Source organism: Bacillus massiliglaciei (genome assembly GCF_900098925.1).
Taxonomy (GTDB): domain Bacteria; phylum Bacillota; class Bacilli; order Bacillales; family DSM-1321; genus Peribacillus; species Peribacillus massiliglaciei.
The window spans coordinates 493604-511781 of the sequence record NZ_LT622358.1 but is presented as its reverse complement, the minus strand read 5'-3'; the positions used below and the strand labels follow the sequence as shown (position 1 = coordinate 511781).

General features: G+C 45.0%; 12 protein-coding genes. 1 reads left to right on the top strand and 11 read right to left on the bottom strand.

Translation table 11 applies throughout. The features are described from left to right. Positions 1–82: 82 nt before the first annotated feature. Complete coding sequence (locus tag BQ4305_RS10910) at positions 83–1174, top strand: GntR family transcriptional regulator (protein WP_110927806.1); 1092 nt, start codon at positions 83–85, stop codon at positions 1172–1174. 387 nt (positions 1175–1561) lie between these two features. Here the strand turns inward: BQ4305_RS10910 and BQ4305_RS10905 are convergent, their stop codons facing one another. The 11 genes from BQ4305_RS10905 to BQ4305_RS10855 all read right to left on the bottom strand — a co-directional run bounded on the left by BQ4305_RS10905 (position 1562) and on the right by BQ4305_RS10855 (position 18174). Then, positions 1562–1840: a YokU family protein gene (locus BQ4305_RS10905; RefSeq protein WP_110927805.1), complete on the bottom strand. Its 279-nt coding sequence runs from the start codon at positions 1838–1840 to the stop codon at positions 1562–1564. Next, positions 1840–3258, bottom strand: a complete 1419-nt coding sequence (gene kamA / locus BQ4305_RS10900) for a lysine 2,3-aminomutase (RefSeq protein ID WP_110927804.1) — start codon at positions 3256–3258, stop codon at positions 1840–1842. The genes BQ4305_RS10905 and kamA overlap by 1 nt, the downstream gene beginning before the upstream one ends. Positions 3259–3353: 95 nt before the next feature. Continuing rightward, positions 3354–4727, bottom strand: a complete 1374-nt coding sequence (locus BQ4305_RS10895) for a sigma-54 interaction domain-containing protein (RefSeq protein WP_110927803.1) — start codon at positions 4725–4727, stop codon at positions 3354–3356. A gap of 38 nt (positions 4728–4765) precedes the next feature. After that, positions 4766–5614 carry a putative beta-lysine N-acetyltransferase gene (gene ablB, locus BQ4305_RS10890; protein ID WP_110927802.1) on the bottom strand — a complete coding sequence of 283 codons (849 nt, stop codon included), beginning with the start codon at positions 5612–5614 and terminating at the stop codon, positions 4766–4768. Between the two features lie 16 nt (positions 5615–5630). Further along, entirely contained in the window at positions 5631–6929 is a 1299-nt protein-coding gene (locus tag BQ4305_RS10885; RefSeq protein ID WP_110927801.1) for a peptidase, read from the bottom strand. Between the two features lie 4 nt (positions 6930–6933). After that, positions 6934–7599, bottom strand: coding sequence for a 3-oxoacid CoA-transferase subunit B (locus BQ4305_RS10880; RefSeq protein WP_110928016.1), 666 nt, complete (start codon positions 7597–7599; stop codon positions 6934–6936). Further along, the gene (locus tag BQ4305_RS10875) at positions 7566–8285 is read right to left on the bottom strand and encodes a CoA transferase subunit A (protein WP_407640150.1); all 720 of its coding nucleotides are present in this window, start codon (positions 8283–8285) and stop codon (positions 7566–7568) included. Before BQ4305_RS10875 ends, BQ4305_RS10880 begins: the two co-directional genes overlap by 34 nt. After that, positions 8260–9621 carry an aspartate aminotransferase family protein gene (locus tag BQ4305_RS10870; protein ID WP_110927799.1) on the bottom strand — a complete coding sequence of 454 codons (1362 nt, stop codon included), beginning with the start codon at positions 9619–9621 and terminating at the stop codon, positions 8260–8262. Before BQ4305_RS10870 ends, BQ4305_RS10875 begins: the two co-directional genes overlap by 26 nt. Before the next feature lie 370 nt (positions 9622–9991). After that, positions 9992–10675, bottom strand: coding sequence for a 4'-phosphopantetheinyl transferase family protein (locus BQ4305_RS10865; RefSeq protein WP_199880648.1), 684 nt, complete (start codon positions 10673–10675; stop codon positions 9992–9994). 126 nt (positions 10676–10801) lie between these two features. After that, positions 10802–11020 carry an MbtH family protein gene (locus BQ4305_RS10860; protein WP_110927797.1) on the bottom strand — a complete coding sequence of 73 codons (219 nt, stop codon included), beginning with the start codon at positions 11018–11020 and terminating at the stop codon, positions 10802–10804. A gap of 17 nt (positions 11021–11037) precedes the next feature. Continuing rightward, a complete protein-coding gene (locus tag BQ4305_RS10855) occupies positions 11038–18174 on the bottom strand; it encodes an amino acid adenylation domain-containing protein (RefSeq protein ID WP_110927796.1) in 7137 nt (2378 codons plus the stop codon). Positions 18175–18178: the final 4 nt, after the last annotated feature.

The window sequence follows — 18178 nt, the reverse complement described above, 5'->3', positions numbered from 1 at the left end:
ACTATGTTAGAATATGTCCGCACAAATTTTTTTAAAAAGTAAAGAAAGCAGATAGTAAACAACTATGAGAGAGTGAAGTTTATTGAAACCAAAATATCAGGTAATCATTGATGATTTAAAAAATAAAATCCTTACAGGGGAATATCGTGTTGGCGAACAGATCCCTACGGAATCGACCATGCAAGAAATGTACAATGTTAGCCGACATACTGTCCGAAAGTCCATTTTAGAATTATCAAACGAGGGATTCCTAAGAAGTGAAAAAGGATCTGGTACATATGTCAGTAACCAATATCAATCAAAATCTGCCGGCAGTTCCAAAAATAAAACAATCGGTGTAATAACGACTTATATTTCTGATTACATTTTCCCTTCTATTATCCGCGGAATTGAAAGAAGGCTGAATGAAGATAATTATTCGTTACTATTGGCCAGTACAAATAACGATGTCAGTCAGGAAAAAAAAGCCTTGGAAATGATGCTGTCATTTGGAGTGGATGGTTTGATTATTGAGCCTACAAAAAGCAATCTGTATAATCCCAATATTGCCTACTACCTGTCATTTAAGGAACAAGAGATTCCGTTCATCATGATCAACGCTTATTATGAAGAATTGGAGGCTCCCTTTTTCTGCTTAGATGATGTGCAGTCAAGCTATCTCGCAACAAAAGAATTAATTTCTAAAGGACACACTCAAATTGGGCTCATTTCTAAAAACGATGATTTACAAGGAAAGTATCGAATGAAAGGATATGTAAAAGCACTCGGGGAAGCCAAATTACGCTTTAAGCCCGAACAATTGCTTTCGTATACTACAGAAACGAAGCTAGACCTGTATACGAATTTGAAAAAGTTTTTAAATGAAAATAGAGACTCGTTGACTGCCATTGTTTGTTATAACGACGAGGTAGGCTTGGAAGTAGTAAATGTATGCAGACAACTTGATATTTCAATCCCCGAACAATTATCAATTATTGGCCAGGACAATTCTTATATTGCGAAAAATGCTAATATCAAATTAACGACATTGTCACACCCACAAGAAAAAATGGGGTGTGATGCAGCGGATTGGGTCATTAAGAAGTTGCAAGGTAAAAAGGATTTGCCAAATGAAACCTATTATCAGCCCGTGTTAATTGAAGGCGAAACTGTCAAAGAGTTAGAAATTGAATAATCCTAATGAACTCGTCCAATTATGTATGTATATTGAAAATAAAAATATCAAATTTCTCAATGAGAAATTTGATATTTTTGCTGACCCTGTTGGAATTCCGTTCCTGGGACTCATTCCGGGGCGAGGCTCCAGCCAAGCCTTCAGTCTCCCCCTCCTTTTGTTCCCGCAGGAGTCGCCCCATCACTCCCATCCATCCGATAAATTCATCAATTATCCCCTATTCTAACAAATTCCCACTTTTGTCCTGGCTCTTGCATTTTCTTCTGTATTGTAATTTGCAAGCTTACACTTGATTTGCATACTCGAACACCCGGTTCAAAATCAGGTCATGAACAGATACTTTCCCCCAGCTTTCATCAAATCCTTTGCTGTCCTGGGATTTCTAAATCAGCTGAAGTCAAAGTAATTTCGTTTGAGAATCCTTTCCTTTTTCATCAGCTCAGAATAGGCTGTGCGTTTCTCAAGATTTGATGTATTAATCAAAAATAATTGATCTTCAATTGTCTTCACAGTCTCCTCACTTTGAAAACATGCCTGGCACTCAGGACAGCTGAAGGAGGGTGTATCGCTGATTTCAATGGCACGTGTCCCGTCTGGAAGTTCCCAATACACCGTTTCCTTGACTTCCTTTAGTTCACCTTGTTCACACCATGGGCATATTTCCATTATTCAGCCTCCTTTTCCTGATTCTTTGGAACTGCAGCTTTCTTTTGCTGTGCCAGAAATTTTTTCTCCTTGAGCTGATCCCGTTTTTCCCGCTGATTTTTCAGTGAGACATGTTCCGGATTGGAATTATAATCATGGCGCCGATCCATTCTCTTTAATCCTTCCGGCACTAAATTAAAATGTGTGTCTGACATCAGCCCTGATATTCCAATAGACGATTGTTTTTCTTCCGATCCCGGATAAATTTCGCTGAAGTATTCATCAGCCCTGCCCGGAGTATACTGTTCTGGTTCAGGATAAGTCGTGATGACCCCTTCAAAGTTGCGCAATACTGTTTTTTCAGGTGATTGTGAGATTATATAATTGGGCTGGAGGGATATTTTGCCCCCTCCTCCCGGGGCATCGACGACAAAGGTAGGAATTGCATAGCCTGAAGTGTGTCCGCGTAAGCCTTCAATAATCTCAATGCCTTTGGAAATCGGCGCTCTGAAATGTCCAATCCCTTCTGACAGGTCACATTGATAAATATAATAAGGCCTTACACGTATCTTCACCAGATCATGCATCAGCTTTTTCATGATGGCCACACTGTCATTAATCCCGGCTAAGATGACTGCCTGATTCCCGACAGGAACACCGGCATCTGCCAGCATTTCACACGCTTTCTTGGACTCCTCTGTTATTTCGATAGAGGTGTTAAAATGCGTGTTCAGCCAAACCGGATGATATTTTTTCAAAATGCTGCACAGATTTTCGGTAATTCTTTGCGGGAATACGACTGGAGCCCGGGTTCCAATGCGAATGATTTCCACATGCGGAATGTCCCTTAAGTTTTTTAAAATATACTCAAGAATCGTATCATTGATCAGCAATCCGTCCCCGCCAGAAAGAAGAACATCCCGTACTGCCGGTGTCTCCCGGATATATTGGATGGCTGCGTCAAGCTGTTTTTTCGGAACACCCATTCCAATTTGTCCGGAGAATCTCCTTCTCGTACAATAGCGGCAATACATCGAGCATTGATTAGTGACCAAGAACAGCACCCTGTCCGGGTAACGATGTGTCAATCCCGGAACCGGAGAATCTTCATCCTCATGCAGCGGATCCTCCATGTCATATTTCGTCTTGTGTATTTCCTGTGAAATCGGCACCGACTGCATTCGGACCGGACACCTGACATCATCAGGGTTCATTAGAGAAGCGTAGTAAGGGGTAATATTCAGCGGGATCGTTTTCGTTGATATCCTCACTCCCTCTTCTTCTTCCGGAGTCAGATTAATGACTTTTTTTAAATCATCTACTGTCCTGATGGTATTGGTCAGCTGCCAGAGCCAATTATCCCACTGCTCCTCAGTGACATCCTTCCATAATTCAATGTCCTTCCAGTCTCTTGTCGGTTTATATAAATCAAAATGCATGGTTTATTCCCCCCGGCTCTTGATACTTTTATTTAATGCAAGAGATGTGCCAAAATAGACAAAAAAACCAGCTTTTCTAAAAAGCCGGCATGTTTTTATTCTTCATTCATCTTTTGCAATTTGTATTGAAGCGTCTGTCGCGGGATTCCCAGTCTTCTGGATGCCTGGAGAACATTGCCTGCAGAAAGATCCAGCGCTTCATTGATCAGCTCTGTTTCGACTTCCTTCAAAGCTTGGCGCAGCGGTCTTTTTTCTGTTTTACGATTCAGCAGAGATTCAAAGGATGGCGGAAGATCATCACATGTCAGCCTTTGCTCTTCAGTATGGTTCATCATATATTCGATAGCATGCTTCAGCTCCCTTACATTTCCCGGCCAGGCATGCGAGCGCAGAACCTGACTGACCTCAGGTTCCATTCCGTTTACTTCCTTCATTAACTCTTGATTGAAAGACCGAATAAAATGTCCGGCCAACAGCTGAATATCTTCTTTACGATCCCTCAAAGGCGGAATTTCATAGGATAGAACATTCAGCCGGTAATAGAGATCCGGCCGAAGCCTTTCCTCTTTAAGAGCTGTGTTAGGTTCTATATTCATAGCCGTCATGATGCGTACATCGACAAATCTGCTGGAGGTTGCACCAATTCTGCGAACCATCCCATCTTCAAGGACCCGAAGGAGCTTTGCCTGAAGATCCATAGGCATTGATTGCAATTCATCAAGGAACAGCGTGCCTCCATTTGCCAATTCAAAAAGCCCTGCCCTTTCTACAGCCCCTGTATAACTCCCTTTAGCCGTTCCGAACAAAAGAGATTCCAGCAAAGAATCCGGAAGAGCCGCACAATTCTGGGCAATGAATGGATGATCCCTTCTCCTTGAAGCATTGTGAATGCTTTGTACAAATAATTCCTTGCCTGAACCGCTCTCCCCGTAAACTAAAATGGAAGAAGAAGATTGTGCCGCCCGTTTCCCTTGCCGAATCAGCTGTTTCATCCTGTCATTTGCGGTTAATATATCTTCAAACTGAAAAGCGGTTCCATTTGAGGCTCTCGCTTTCGTTCGTTTCTGTGCCCTTGATTCAAGATCCAGAAGACGTTCTGACAGACGCTTTAAGCTGGAATAATCTTTCGCAACCTCCACAGCTCCAATTAATCTGCCCTGTACATGTATGGGAAGCGTTGTATTAACAGTCTCAATTTTTTTACCATGAATATTTGTATAAACCTGTTCCTTTTGAAAAACTGGTTTTCCTGTCCGAATAACCTCCAGTAAGGTGGATGTCTGCCTGCTCAGTGATGGAAAGACATGAAGCAGCGGTTTCCCGAGAACTTCCTTTACCTTCATTCCGTCGCGATTTGCTGCAATTTTATTATAAAAGATCGTCTTTCCCTCAAGATCAACGACATGAATGCCTTCATCAATGCTTTCCAAAATAGCTTCAAGAACTTCTTTTGTATCGAAAAATACCAAATTTGATCCCCCTCTTCTTTCTGCCGGAAATCAGGCAGCTAGGATCCATTCTTCACCCACATATTCATGTCCTCCAGTTTATCAAAAATATTACAGTTATTAGCCAGTCTGCCGGCATATTGAAATCCTAGCTGATGGAGGGCGGCATTCATGCCGAAAGAAAGCGCCCTGGCGATTGAATATAAACAAAAAATCCCATGGCTGGTCAAGTACTGTTCCAGTTCAGTGATTACATGTTTCATTAAACCAAACTGCCGATGTTCCGGCAGTGTTGCACAATCTGTGATCTCCGCATTCCTGTAGAAACTGTCTATTTCTGCTGAGGCAGCACTGACAATTTCCCCTTTATGCATATAGACAAAGAAAACCGTTCCTTTCTCCATGCACTTTCTTATATAATCCGGCTGGTTCATTGGTGTCGGATATACTTGAAAAACCTTCTTATATAATTGTGCCAGTTTTTCAGCATCCCCCTTTTCTACTTTCCGCAATATATAGGAAGAAGGCACCTTCTCTTTTATCATTCCAACCTGGACTTTCTTAACAGAGACAAGCAGGTCATCCTCTTTTACCCAGCGGCTGCTTGCCCTCCGCTCATCACGAAAGTATTTTGCCCAAAAAAAGCAGTCACTGCCGAGATAGAAACGCCTGATTAAAGCTTCAAATACAAATCCATGCTCCAGCAAAGCGGCAGAATCTTCTTTTCTTGCTTTGAATATGAGTTTTTCCGCTGAAATTTCCTTAGCCGCTGACAGGGCTTCCCTCATGCAGCTTTCAAAATGTCCTAGATAATCTTCGACCCTGACCCGTTTATTAAACGGATCAACTGTTAAATGAAGACGGTATCCCTCTTTTTGAATATTTTTTTCGATTAAGTCTTCCACCATATCGCCTGCTTTCTTATTAATCACGTATTATAGCAGTTTTACGTGTCACTGCTTCATCGACCCCGCACCATCTTAATATGGTAACAGCGATGACTTTTGCTGCCTCTATCATTCTGTCAATCTCAATGTATTCATCTGCATCATGAGCCATTTTGGTTTCTCCCGGACCAAAAACAACGACTGGTATCCCTCCGACGGCTGACAGATAGCCGCCGTCTGTTCCCCAAGGGGAAGCCTCTATCACAGGTGACGTCCCCATTACATTGGAATAGGATGTTGACAAAGCTGTCATCAGCGGATGGTCCAGCTCCAGCTGACCGGGAAGCCAGCGTGCTCCAAACCACTCTAATTCAACGGGAAACTCACTGAAGCTCCCTGAATTCAAAGCAGATATCAGATCCTCCAAACACTTTTGTGCAGCTTCAGGCGTTTCATTTGGAGCAATCCCAAACCTTCCCTCCAATACGGCTTTGTCCGGAACGGAGGAAGGCCAGGTGCCGCTCGACATCTTCCCGATATTAATCGGTACTGGAATCGGAACGGTTTGATAAAGTGGGTGATTTTTTAATTCTGCATTTCTGCGGGTTTCCAGGTTCCTAATCTCTTTGATCACAATGGCAGCCTGATCAATGGCATTGACTCCTTCGTATCTCGTTCCCCCGTGGGCGGATTTCCCTTTTACAGTGAGCCTGAACCACATCGAACCTTGTTGAAGAGGAAAGAGTTTCATATTTGTAGGTTCAGGAATAATGGCACCATCCGCCTTGTAACCTCTTAAAACAGCGGCTAAGGTACCGGCTCCGCCGCTTTCCTCCTCTATAACACTCTGAAAAATCAAATCTCCCTGCAGTTGGATGCCAAGTGCGGAGATGGCTTGCATAGCAAGCAGCAAAGCCGCATTTCCTCCTTTCATATCCGTTGCTCCCCGTCCGAAAACCTTGCCTTCCTTTACAACTCCTGAAAAAGGATCCAGTGTCCAGTCATCCCTGTTTCCCTCAGGCACGACATCGATATGCCCATTCAAAATCAGCGAGTTTCCTCCCCCTGTCCCTTTTTTGACAGCAGCCAGATTAGGATTTCCGCTGAAGTCTTCACGGTCACAATGAAATTGAGGATGATGAAGCAGCTCTTCATCCCCGATTTCCCATAAATCCACATCAAAGCCAATCTCCCGGCATTTTCTTGCTACAATTTCTTGGGCAGCTGCTTCATTTCCACGCAGACTTTCCGCTTGAATCATATTTTGAAGCAATTTCACACCTACTTGCTTATTTTCCGCAATCCAGTCTTTCGTTCTTTTTTCAAGCTGGTTCATCGGCTCACTCCTTCCAGATTTTTAGCTGCTCACTTATGCGAAAGTCGGCTTCAGTCCGATTCTGAATCTCTTCAATGCTTGTTTCCTCATCCCGATCCGTCAATACCAATCCTTGATCAGTCACAGAAAAAACACCTAGTTCCGTCATGATCATATGTACACATCCAGATGCGGTCAAGGGAAGGGTACAGGATTTCACAAGTTTCGGGCGGTCCTCCTTATCACAATGATTCATTAGGACAATGACCTTTCTCGCTTTGGCAGCTAATTCCATTGCCCCTCCCATCCCCGGCACCCTTTTCCCGGGGACAATCCAATTGGCCAAATCGCCCCTTTCACTGACCTGGAGGGCACCAAGAATCGTGATATCCACGCATCCTCGCCGTATCATGCCAAAGGCGGTGGTACTGTCACAATAGGAGGCGCCTTCCTGAAGAGTGACCGGATACCCCCCTGCATTGCAGAGATGCGGATCCTCCCCCCCTTTTTTCGGTGTCGGTCCCATGCCGACAATGCCATTTTCGGCATGAAACATGACAGTATGCCCAGACGGAAGATGATCAGGCACAAGGGACGGAATTCCAATGCCTAAATTTACAAGCATCCCATTTTCGATTTCTTCAGCAGCCCTTTTGGCTAGCTTATTTCTTCCTTCTCTTCCCAGACCCATTTCCAATCCACCCCTTCTGAGAGAATAATATGATCAACGAAAGCTCCCGGCGTAATGATTTCTTCAGGGTCAAGAGAGCCAATCGGCACGATTTCACGTGTTTCTACAATCGTCTTCCTGCCGGCCATAGCAGCCAGTGGATTTGTATTGCGGGCGCTTTTATCAAAGACCAAATTTCCATACTCATCCGCTTTATCAGCATAGACAATGGCAAGATCGGCCGTTAAAGCCGGTTCAACCAAATACTCTTTTTCATCTATGACAACCGTTTGCTTATTGCGTCTTACGATATCCGCCTCTGAACCAATATCCGTCAAAATCCCGCCAAGCCCCATCCCGCCGGCCCTTAATCTTTCCGCAAGCGTCCCTTGTGGAGAAAATTCCACCTCCAATTCACCATTCGTCATGTACAGTCCAGCATTCGGATTAGAACCGATATGGGACACAATCAACTTTTTAGCCCTTTTTTCCGTGACAACCTGACCTATTCCTATGTCAGGAAACCCTGTGTCGTTTCCGATAAGGGTTAAATCCTTTATGCCAGTTTGTAAAATCAGTTTCACCAGCCCGGGCGGAGTCCCAATCCCGCCAAATCCGCCGAACGCTATCGTTTGACCATCTTGAAACAGCGGTTTTACATTTTGGAATGCGGTTATTTTATTAAACCTGTTCTGCATGGCCTTCACCTCCGTCGTCAGATAATGTAAGCATCTCCTGCTGCCAGTTTTTCAAAGCCTTTTCAAACCTGCTGAGCAGCTCATCACACTCTTCCTTAGCAATGGTCAGCGGCGGGGCTATAATCAGGCCAGCACCAGAAATCCCATCTGCTCCGGCAGCTGATGGGTACAAAACAATTCCTTCTTCCATCCCTGCTTTTATCAGCCGGTTCACCGGGTCTGCCTTACTTGGGAATGGTTTCTTTGCCGGTTTGTCCTCGACAAGTTCAAGCCCGATCAGAAGCCCTTTTCCTCTGACATCACCGATATACACTGAAGCTTTCGCAATCCGCTTTAATTCCTCCATAAGATAATCGCCCATTTTCCGGGCATTATCAGCAAGATTATGCGATTCTACATATTCAATGACTGCCAATGCTGCTGCACAGGAAAGCGGATTTGCACTCAAAGTATGGCCTCCGATAATAGCAGAGCTTCCGTTCCGGATCGGCTCCAATACCCGTTCTGTCATGATGGCGGCTCCAATCGGTGTATAACCGCCGCTCATCCCCTTGCCAAGTGTCACGATATCCGGCTCAGCCTGCCAATGTTCACATGCAAGCATTGTGCCAGTTCTGCCAATACCTGTCATGACCTCATCGGCAATAAAGAGGATTTCATACTGGTCGCAAACCTCTTTCATTCTATGAAAATAGCCATCTGGGGGGACGATTGCAGCCCCAGCTGCTCCAATCACCGGCTCCGCAATGAAAGCTGCTATTGTTTCAGCCCCGAGTCTCCGGACAGCCGTTTCAAATTCTGCAGCATAATCCTCTGCACTTTTTTCTCCATTTCGGTACACATAAGGGGGAGACAGGACTGGATAAGGTTCAAGCAATTGACTAAAACGTTCTCTTCTTAACGGATGACCGGACATGGAAAGAGCTCCGAGTGTAATGCCATGGTAGCTCATCCACCTTGAAATGATTCTCTGTTTTTGGATTCTTCCTTTTTCCTGCCAATGCTGAATGGCGATCTTCATCGCTGTTTCTGTCGCCTCTGAACCGCTGTTAACAAAGAAACTGTTGCAAAGTCTCCCTCCCGTCACCTCTGAAAGTTTTTCAGCCAATTTTTCTGCGGCTTCGCTCGTAAATTGGGATCGGTAAACAAATGAAACCTTTGATGCCTGTTCTGTAATCGACTGCAGGATCTCCGGAACGCCATGGCCGATATTCGCCGTCACTGCCCCTGAACAGGCATCCAAATATTGTTTGCCTGATAGATCATATAAATAAATGCCTTTGCCATGGCTAACAACCGGCAATTTCCCATCCAGAACAGGCTTAATCAATGACGAATGCCCCATTCGGCATACTCCCCCTTTGTAAATAGGCTTCATTCTAATGATATGTACGGCACGTTAATTTCTTCCCTCCGCCAGTAAAAATAAATACCCCATGTATGTTTTCTCTCACCGCAGCATCCTCTTGCCTGTTGATATTCTTCAGCCTTTGCTTTTTTCCTTCCTCCAATCAGCTGTTTCCTTTTTGATGATTGGAACCTTCCCCTTCAGCCCTTATCTTTTAGGCCAAAATAAAAGATATCAAATTTCCCACTGAGAAATTTGATATCTTTGCTGCATGGTATTCCATTTCAGAAGCGCTTTCCTCTGTACAGCTTGAGCGTGCAGACACTCTCGCCTGTTCATTTTCTGTTTCTATATCAGTCTCTTTCTTTCAGCTATATTTCAAAGATTCCATGATATCCGAGCATGAAATGTGGATGACATCCCGCTCCGGACAGCCGCTGATCGAGCAAACAGCCATCTGATAGCCGCCTTCAATTTCATACTGCCGGCATATAGCTTCCTCCATCACCATCTTTGTTTCAGCATCAGCCAATTTTATTTCGCCAGACTGCCCCCTTTGGATAAAGAAAGACTGCATAGGATGAAGTAACCCAGTACCTACCGCCTTTAAATAGCTTTCTTTAATGGTCCACAGACCATACAGTTCTTGATTACGGCAGTCAGACCGTTCCTCTTCGCTAAAGATGCTTTTGGCGAGATTCTGAGGAAAAAGATTCTCCTTTTCAATATCGATGCCTACTTCCTCCTTCCCGATGGCGCACACCGCCCAATCCCCGGAATGGGAAAGGTTAAATGCAATGGAAGAAGGACCTTCCATCTTTGGCTTTCCATATTTATTTGTTCCAAATGATATCTGTTCTGGATGAAGCCCATAGTTGTTTTGAATCAAATACCTTAGAAGAAGATTGCCAGTTGCTGACCTGAATGCATCATCAAGATGATGCAAGCGGCGGATTCTGTTTTGCCTGCTGAAAGGCAAATGCTTCAGCATCTCATCCAAAAGCCAAGACTCTCTTTGCTCAGGCAATCGGCAGGCGTATACCTGGCACAATATATTTCAACTCCGTTCAGCTGTTCCTTTTAATAACTCCTTTGATACAGACTTTTTACTTTTAGCGGATTTGCCCTTCCTAGACACAGAAGGGCAAACCCAAAGCTCTAAAAGCCTCCTGTCAATCTACTTGTTACTTGCTGCCAGTTCCTCTTTAATGCTGGCAGGCCTCATATCCCTCCAATTGGACTCTATATATTGCTGGCACAGCACTCTGCTGCTTTGTCCAAATTTTTTCACCCAGCCTGCAGGTACGTCCAGGAAGGCGGGCCAAAGGGAATACTGCCCTTCCTCATTCATTAACACTAAGAATAAACTGTCTTCGTTTTCAAAAGGATTTGTCATTCTGTTTCCTTCCCTTCCTACATAAGTTCTGTTTGCTTTAATTGCCGTTTGTCTAATTTCCCAGCGACTATTTCCCCTATTTCCGCGAGAGGCTCCGGCTGGCACATATCTTTATGTCTGCAGTCAATATCAATCTGTTCGATGCTTCCCTTTATATACTGTTTCCATGTCATCGGATCGATTGGACTGAACCATTCCGGCAGAATCGTTGACCGGAAGAATAACACATCACCGGTAAACACCTTTGGTTCATGTTCACTCATTATTCTAATGGAATTTTCATATGTCTCTTTTAAATTCATAATGACTTGTTTGTCCAGGCTTGCCAATGCGCTGCCATCTCTGCGCAAAATGTCAACAGCCGAATCTAAATCGAGAGGACCGTCTCCGATGGTCTCTGGATCATATCCTCCCAGTGCCAGCAATGCAATCAGCGCATCCTGTTCATCTTGGCTGGATTCCAATGGAAGAAAATGATTTGGATAAGAATCGAGCATCACCACCAGTCCTGTCTTTTCGCCCATTTGCTGGAGCCGGGCTGCCATCGCCTGAACGACGTTTCCTCCAAGTGACCATCCCAGCAGATTATAAGGGCCGGATGGCTGGATTTTCATCATTTGTTCAATATAATCTGCTGCCATTTCTTCAAGGGAAGCAGGTTTTTGTTCATCCTTGCCAATGCCTCTCGCCTGTAAACCGTAAATCGGACGGCTGCTTCCGAGTGAAGACATAAGACCGGCATAGCACCAGCTGAGTCCCCCTGCCGGATGAACACAGAATAAAGGAGCCTCCTCTCCACTTTTTCGAAGCGGCAGTAACACTTGAAGGGAATTCTCTTGACTGCCTGAATGTATCGCTTGTGCAAGGCCGGCAACAGTCGGTGCTTCGAACAAAATGCCAATTCCAAGCTCCACGCCGAACATCTCTTTCATTCTGCTCATTAATTGCACCGCTAACAAGGAATGGCCGCCGAGATCGAAAAAGCTGTCCTCGATTCCTACAGCAGAGAGATTCAGGATCTCAACGAATAAATCACAGAGCATTTCTTCCTGAGGAGTACGCGGTCCTCTTCCTGTTCCGCCGTGTGTTGTGAATTCAGGTTCCGGAAGTGCCTTGACATCAAGTTTGCCATGCGGAGTAAGCGGGATTTCATCCACTTTCATAAACACAGAGGGAACCATATAGTCCGGCAGCTTAGACTGTAAGTACTGCCGTATTTCGCGCATATCTGTTTCTTGTTCTTCCACATAATAAGCAGCGAGCCTTTTATCCCCCTGAATGTCTCGTGCAATAACTGCAGACTGTGTGATAAAAGGATGCTGGACAAGCACTGCATTGACTTCCCCTAATTCAATCCGGAAGCCGCGGATCTTAACCTGGTGATCCGAACGCCCGATATAATCCAAATTACCATCTTTCGTAAACCGGGCTAAATCACCTGTTCTGTACATTCTGCTTCCAGGAGGACCAAATGGATTAGCCACAAACCTTTCTGCAGTTAAGGCGGACCGGCCAAGATATCCCCGTGCAAGTCCTTCTCCTGCCACATACATTTCCCCAGTGACACCAGCGGGCAGCGGCTGTAAGCAATCGTCTAAAATATAAATGGCAAGATCCTCTATTTCACAGCCTATAAGACTGTTAGCCTGCAAGGATAAAAGCTCCCGCGATAGTTCCAAATAGCTGACATGGACTGTAGTCTCTGTTATGCCATACATATTGATCAGCTTTGTCTGTTCCTCCCCATGGCGGTCATACCATTCATGAAGGCGCTCTAATTCCAGAGCCTCTCCGCCAAAAATAATAAACTTTAAAGCAAGATTGGCCGAAAGATCCGGTTTTTCCTTTTCTGCCTGCATCAGCTGATAAAAAGCTGACGGAGTCTGATTCAGAACGGTTACTCCTTCCTCTGTAAGCAGCTGCAGAAATTCTCCTGGTGACCTGCTGATTGCATGAGGGACAATGACCAGCTTTCCTCCGTGAAGAAGAGGCCCCCAGATTTCCCACACAGAAAAGTCAAACGCATAGGAATGGAACATCGTCCAGACATCATCCGAACTGAAAGAAAAACAATTTTCTGTGGCAGTGAACAGCCTTACTGCATTATGGTGCGATACAATGACTCCTTTTGGCACTCCCGTTGAGCCCGATGTATAAATGACATAAGCCGCATGAAAAGGGGATAGCGGCTGCAGCCGTTCACTGTCACATATCGGTTCACTTTGTTCTTGTTCCCACTCTTTAAAATCTCCATCTATAACAAGAACTTCTGCCTCAGCTTTCCCATTAATGGTATGTCCTGATTTCCGGTCTGTAAGAATGCAGGAAGGTTTGGAGTCTTTCAGGATATACCGAATCCTTTCTTGCGGATAATCCGGATCAACCGGTACATAAGCGGCTCCCGCTTTTAATACTGCCAGAAGGCTGACAATCATATCGATTGATCGGTTTAAGGCCAAAGCTACAAAACGTTCGGGGCCGGCTCCTCTTTTGATTAAATATCTCGCCAGTTGATTAGATCTTCGTTCCAGATCTCCATAACGTATTGATTCGGTTTCACATACAACGGCAATAGCATCCGGGCGAATATTTGCCTGTTCCTCAAATATGGCCGGCAGTGTAACAGGCTCGGTTACTTTCCGTGATTTCTTGTTTCGTAATAGCAGTGACTCTTTCTCTTCTGCGGATAGGATATCCATACCGCCTATCGCCTGTTCCGGCTCATTTACGGCCTGTTCCAATAAACGAATCCATCGATCGGTCAAGACTTGAACACTCTCCCTTTCGAACAAATCAGTCCGAAATTCAGCCTGTCCTTGCAGGAATACTGTGCTGCCGCCGGCTGCTTCAGCCAATTCAAAAGTAAGATCAAATTTTGACGTGCCAGTGGCCTTCACTTCAACACTGCTTATCCCGTCAACTTCAAATACAGGCTCCGGCGCATTCTGCATAGACAGCATGATCTGGAATAAAGGATGTCTGGACTGCAGTCTTTGGGGATTTATCGCTTCTACCAGACGCTCAAAAGGCAGATCCTGATGATCATAAGCTTCCAAATTTACCTTCTTTACTCTTGCAATTAAATCCTTAAAGCTGGGATTCCCAGATGTATCTGTCCTCAGTACCAGCGTGTTAACAAATAACCCAACCATTGCATGCAATTCTGCCTCTGAGCGGCCGGCAATCGGACTTCCAATCGGAATGTCATTCCCCGCTCCAATCTTAGTGAATAAAACAGCCAGAGCAGACTGCAGAACCATAAATAAAGTTATATCCTCATCGCGGGCCAGTCTTTTCAGCTTGTCTAATAAATCAGGCTCAATTCGAAATGGAATAGATTCCCCCTGTGAACTGGACACTGCCTGACGCGGATAATCATAAGGCAATTCCATTTCCTCCGGCAACCCGGCAAGTCTTTGTTTCCAGTATTGAAGCTGATTATGCATGACACTGTTCATGTCTTCTTCGTTTCCAAGCATTTTTTTCTGCCATAGCGTATAGTCCGTATACTGAACAGGCAATGGTATAAAGTCCGGGTTCTGACCGGCTAATCTCGCTGAATAAGCTTTCGCCAAGTCTCCTGCCAATGTATTCAGTGACCAGCCATCCCCAATGATATGATGAAGCAATAAAAGCAATACGCTTTCTCGTTCACCAACAAAGAGCTCAGCCTTAAATGGAGGCTCCTCTTTCAGATCAAATGAATATTGGATAGCAGCCAAAAGCTTATCTTCCAAATCATCGCTGCTTACTTCTGATACACGAAGAGACGGCTTATACGGTTCTCCTAAAATGACCTGACGCGGCGAACCATTCGTTTTTTTAAATACAGTCCGTAAAGAGTCATGCCGATTCACTGTATCTTTTAATGCGGTTTGCAAAGCAGACTGGATAAACCGGCCGGGTACCCTGATGACCAGTGGGATGTTATAAACCGGGCTTGGGCCTTCAAGCTGGTCTAAAAACCAAAGTCTCGCCTGAGCAAAGGACAGCGGAATCTCTGCCGGCTTTTCCATCGGGACAAGAGGCAGACCAGAACGTCCGCCTTTTTCTTTCAGTTTTTTGGCAAGCCCTGCGACAGTTGGTGATTCAAAGATATCCCCCATTGCCAATTCTGTGCCTAAAGAATCCCGTATACGAAGAATAAGGATAGAGGCCAATAAAGAATGGCCGCCGAGATCAAAGAAATGATCTTCGATGCCTATATCCTGTACACCCAAAACTTCCTTGAACAATTCTGCCAATATTTCCTCCTCAGGGCTTCCCGGCGCACCTTCTTTCGACAGCGGCGGGTTCTCTGGTACCGGCAGACTCTTTCTGTCTAATTTCCCATTTGGTGTAAGCGGAAGTTTTTCCACGAAAACAAAAGCGGAAGGCAGCATATATTCAGGCAGGCTTCGCCCGGCAAAATGACGCAGATCCATTAATGCAGGCTTCGCCCCTTTTACTGGTACGATATAAGCCGTTAATCGCTGATCTCCAGGCGAGTCTTCTCTCACAATGACTCTGGCAATATGAATTTCTGGATGTTTTTCCAGGACTGCTTCCACTTCACCAAGCTCAATCCGGTGTCCCCGGACTTTAACCTGATGATCAGCCCGGCTGATGTATTGAAGAATGCCATCATGATTCCATTTCACCACATCTCCTGTTCTGTACATCCTGCTTCCCGGCGGTCCGAATGGGTTAGCTACAAATCTTTCAGCAGTGAGCCAAGGTCTTGCGAAATAGCCTCTTGCTACCCCAGTTCCTGCAATATACAGTTCGCCCGGAACATCTGGAGGAACCGGCATCAGGCTGCCATCCAGGACATAAGCCTGTGTATTCCAAATCGGACGGCCAATTGGCGGAACACGATTTTCTTCAGGCTGCAATTCATACAGGGTGGACCAGATTGTTGTTTCCGTCGGACCATATAAATTGGTTACTTTGGCTCCTGCCTCTATCAAGCCTTTTCCAAGCTGTACTGGCAGAGCTTCTCCCCCAGCCAGTACTTTAAGTCCGCAAAGAATGGATGCGTCATAAGAAAGGATCATCTGCCAATGAACAGGGGTCGCCTGCATGATGGTAATTCCATTTCGGACAATTTCTTCTTTCAATCCTGCAGGATTTTGTGCGGTTTCTTTCTCCGCAATCACACAGGATGCACCGCTTATAATCGGCAGGAATAATTCCAATCCGGAAATATCAAAGGCTATCGTTGTGACTGCCAGCAGCCGGTCCTCTTTATTGACAGAGAAATGATGTTTCATAAACAGCAGGAAATTGCCTAATGCCTGCATAGGAATTACGACACCTTTTGGTCTTCCGGTTGATCCGGATGTATAGATCATATAGGCCGGATCAAGCAGGGAATGATTTCTTTCTATTAAAAAAGGACTGCAGTTTTCCATCTGGCTAAGAAGTTCAGGATCATCGACAATAATTTTGTGGCAATCCGCCGGGAGAAGGAGTTCTCCCTCAGTAGCGCAGTCCGTCAGCAGACAGGCCGGTTTAGCATCATCCAGCATATATTGAATCCGTTCTGCCGGGTAAGAAGGATCAATCGGGAGATAGGCACCGCCTGTTTTCCAGACCGCGAGCATGGCAAGTACCATATCCGCTGACCTTTCCATTGCGATCGCAGCAAATTTATCCCTGCCCATTCCGTATTTGCTCAGTACATTTGCTAATTTCTCAGACTTTTCTCTTAATTCTCCATATGTATAAACCTTCTTATTGGAAACCAGCGCGATTCTGTCTGGATCTGTGTTTGCCTGTTTTTCTATCAGTTCAGGCACACTCAGCATTTCAGACTCAACAGAAGTTTGATTCCAAGCATCTAAGAGAGATGTCTCTTCTTCCTCTGAAAGCAGGTTTAAATGGCTGATAAGGAAGTCTGAATCTTGATCAGCTATCTTTTCCAGCATGGACATGATTCTTTTCGCATGGTGAAGAATTTCTTCTTGGCGATAAAGGGCCGGATTTGCCTCAATATCAAATCTAGTCCCCTCGCCAGCTGACTGCTCATATACATTGACTGTGAAATCATCTACCGGTCCCGTAGAAAGTTTGTGTGTGACAGCTTTGGCATGGCCAAAATCTGGATTATAGGAAAATGGCATGACATTTACCTGAGGACCAAACAATGGCTGGTTATCCTTGAATAATTTCAGGTCGCGCCGCAATTCTTCCTGTCTGTATAATTGGTGGCTGCTGATTTCTTTTACTTCTTTAGAGACCCGTTCCACTGTCTGCCAAAAGGTGAGCTCGGGACTAAGCTGAATCCGGAGCGGCAATATGTTCATCCGGGTGCAGGGAATATTGACAGCAGCCGTTCCAAGCCTGCCCATCATGGGGAGACCAAGCGTAACTTCCTCTGAGCCGGTGAGACGGTGAATATAAATCGCAATAGCTGCTGCGATTACATCCGGCCATCCGTTTTTCCTCTTTCTTGCGGATTTTTTAATTCGATCAGCAGCAGACTGATTCAAATAGTTCGTTTCCTGAATAAAAGAGTCTGATGGTGCGGCTGTCTTTTCTGCAAGACTGACAGCGCCATTACGATTCTCCATTTTTTTCTTCCAAAAAACCCTATCAGCTTCAAATTTTCCTGATTGGCGATATTGGCTGTCTTCTTCCAAGACTTTCCTAAAGGAAGGAAATGGCCGATTCTTCGCCGATTGCTTTTTCACGAATGCTGTATAAAGATCTGCAACCCTTCCGGTTAATAAAGAAAAGCCATAGGCATCCATCGCAATATGGTGAATGCGCTGATACCAAAAAAAATGATCTGGCGCTATTTTGATAAGAGCCTGTCTGTACAGCGGACCGTTTTTCAAATTAATAGGCTGGGCAATATCCTGCTGCATCCACCGCACAGCCGTTTCTTTCGGCTCCGCCTCCTTACTGATATCCATATACGGAACCATGACTTCTTTAGGTTTTTCCATCCTTTGCCATGGACCCTTTTCGTCCTCTCCAAATCGGTAATGAAGAGTTTCCGCTTCCAATAAAGCTTGGCTCAAAGCCTCTTTAAAAAAGGGGATGTTCAAATCCCCTGTGATTTCTATGAATTCTCCCGTGTTATAGAACGGGCTGGCCGGTGACAGTTTTTGAGCAAACCAGATTCCTTCCTGAGCATGCGACAATGGCATGCGGGTATCTGCATCCATTTAA

Bases quoted from the DNA above. Each gene is read 5' to 3' on its own strand.
- BQ4305_RS10905 (WP_110927805.1), bottom strand. From the start codon at position 1,840: ATGGAAATATGCCCATGGTGTGAACAAGGTGAACTAAAGGAAGTCAAG.
- kamA (WP_110927804.1), bottom strand. From the start codon at position 3,258: ATGCATTTTGATTTATATAAACCGACAAGAGACTGGAAGGACATTGAA.
- ablB (WP_110927802.1), bottom strand. From the start codon at position 5,614: ATGGTGGAAGACTTAATCGAAAAAAATATTCAAAAAGAGGGATACCGT.
- BQ4305_RS10885 (WP_110927801.1), bottom strand. From the start codon at position 6,929: ATGAACCAGCTTGAAAAAAGAACGAAAGACTGGATTGCGGAAAATAAG.
- BQ4305_RS10880 (WP_110928016.1), bottom strand. From the start codon at position 7,599: ATGGGTCTGGGAAGAGAAGGAAGAAATAAGCTAGCCAAAAGGGCTGCT.
- BQ4305_RS10870 (WP_110927799.1), bottom strand. From the start codon at position 9,621: ATGGGGCATTCGTCATTGATTAAGCCTGTTCTGGATGGGAAATTGCCG.
- BQ4305_RS10860 (WP_110927797.1), bottom strand. From the start codon at position 11,020: ATGACAAATCCTTTTGAAAACGAAGACAGTTTATTCTTAGTGTTAATG.
- BQ4305_RS10855 (WP_110927796.1), bottom strand. From the start codon at position 18,174: ATGGATGCAGATACCCGCATGCCATTGTCGCATGCTCAGGAAGGAATC.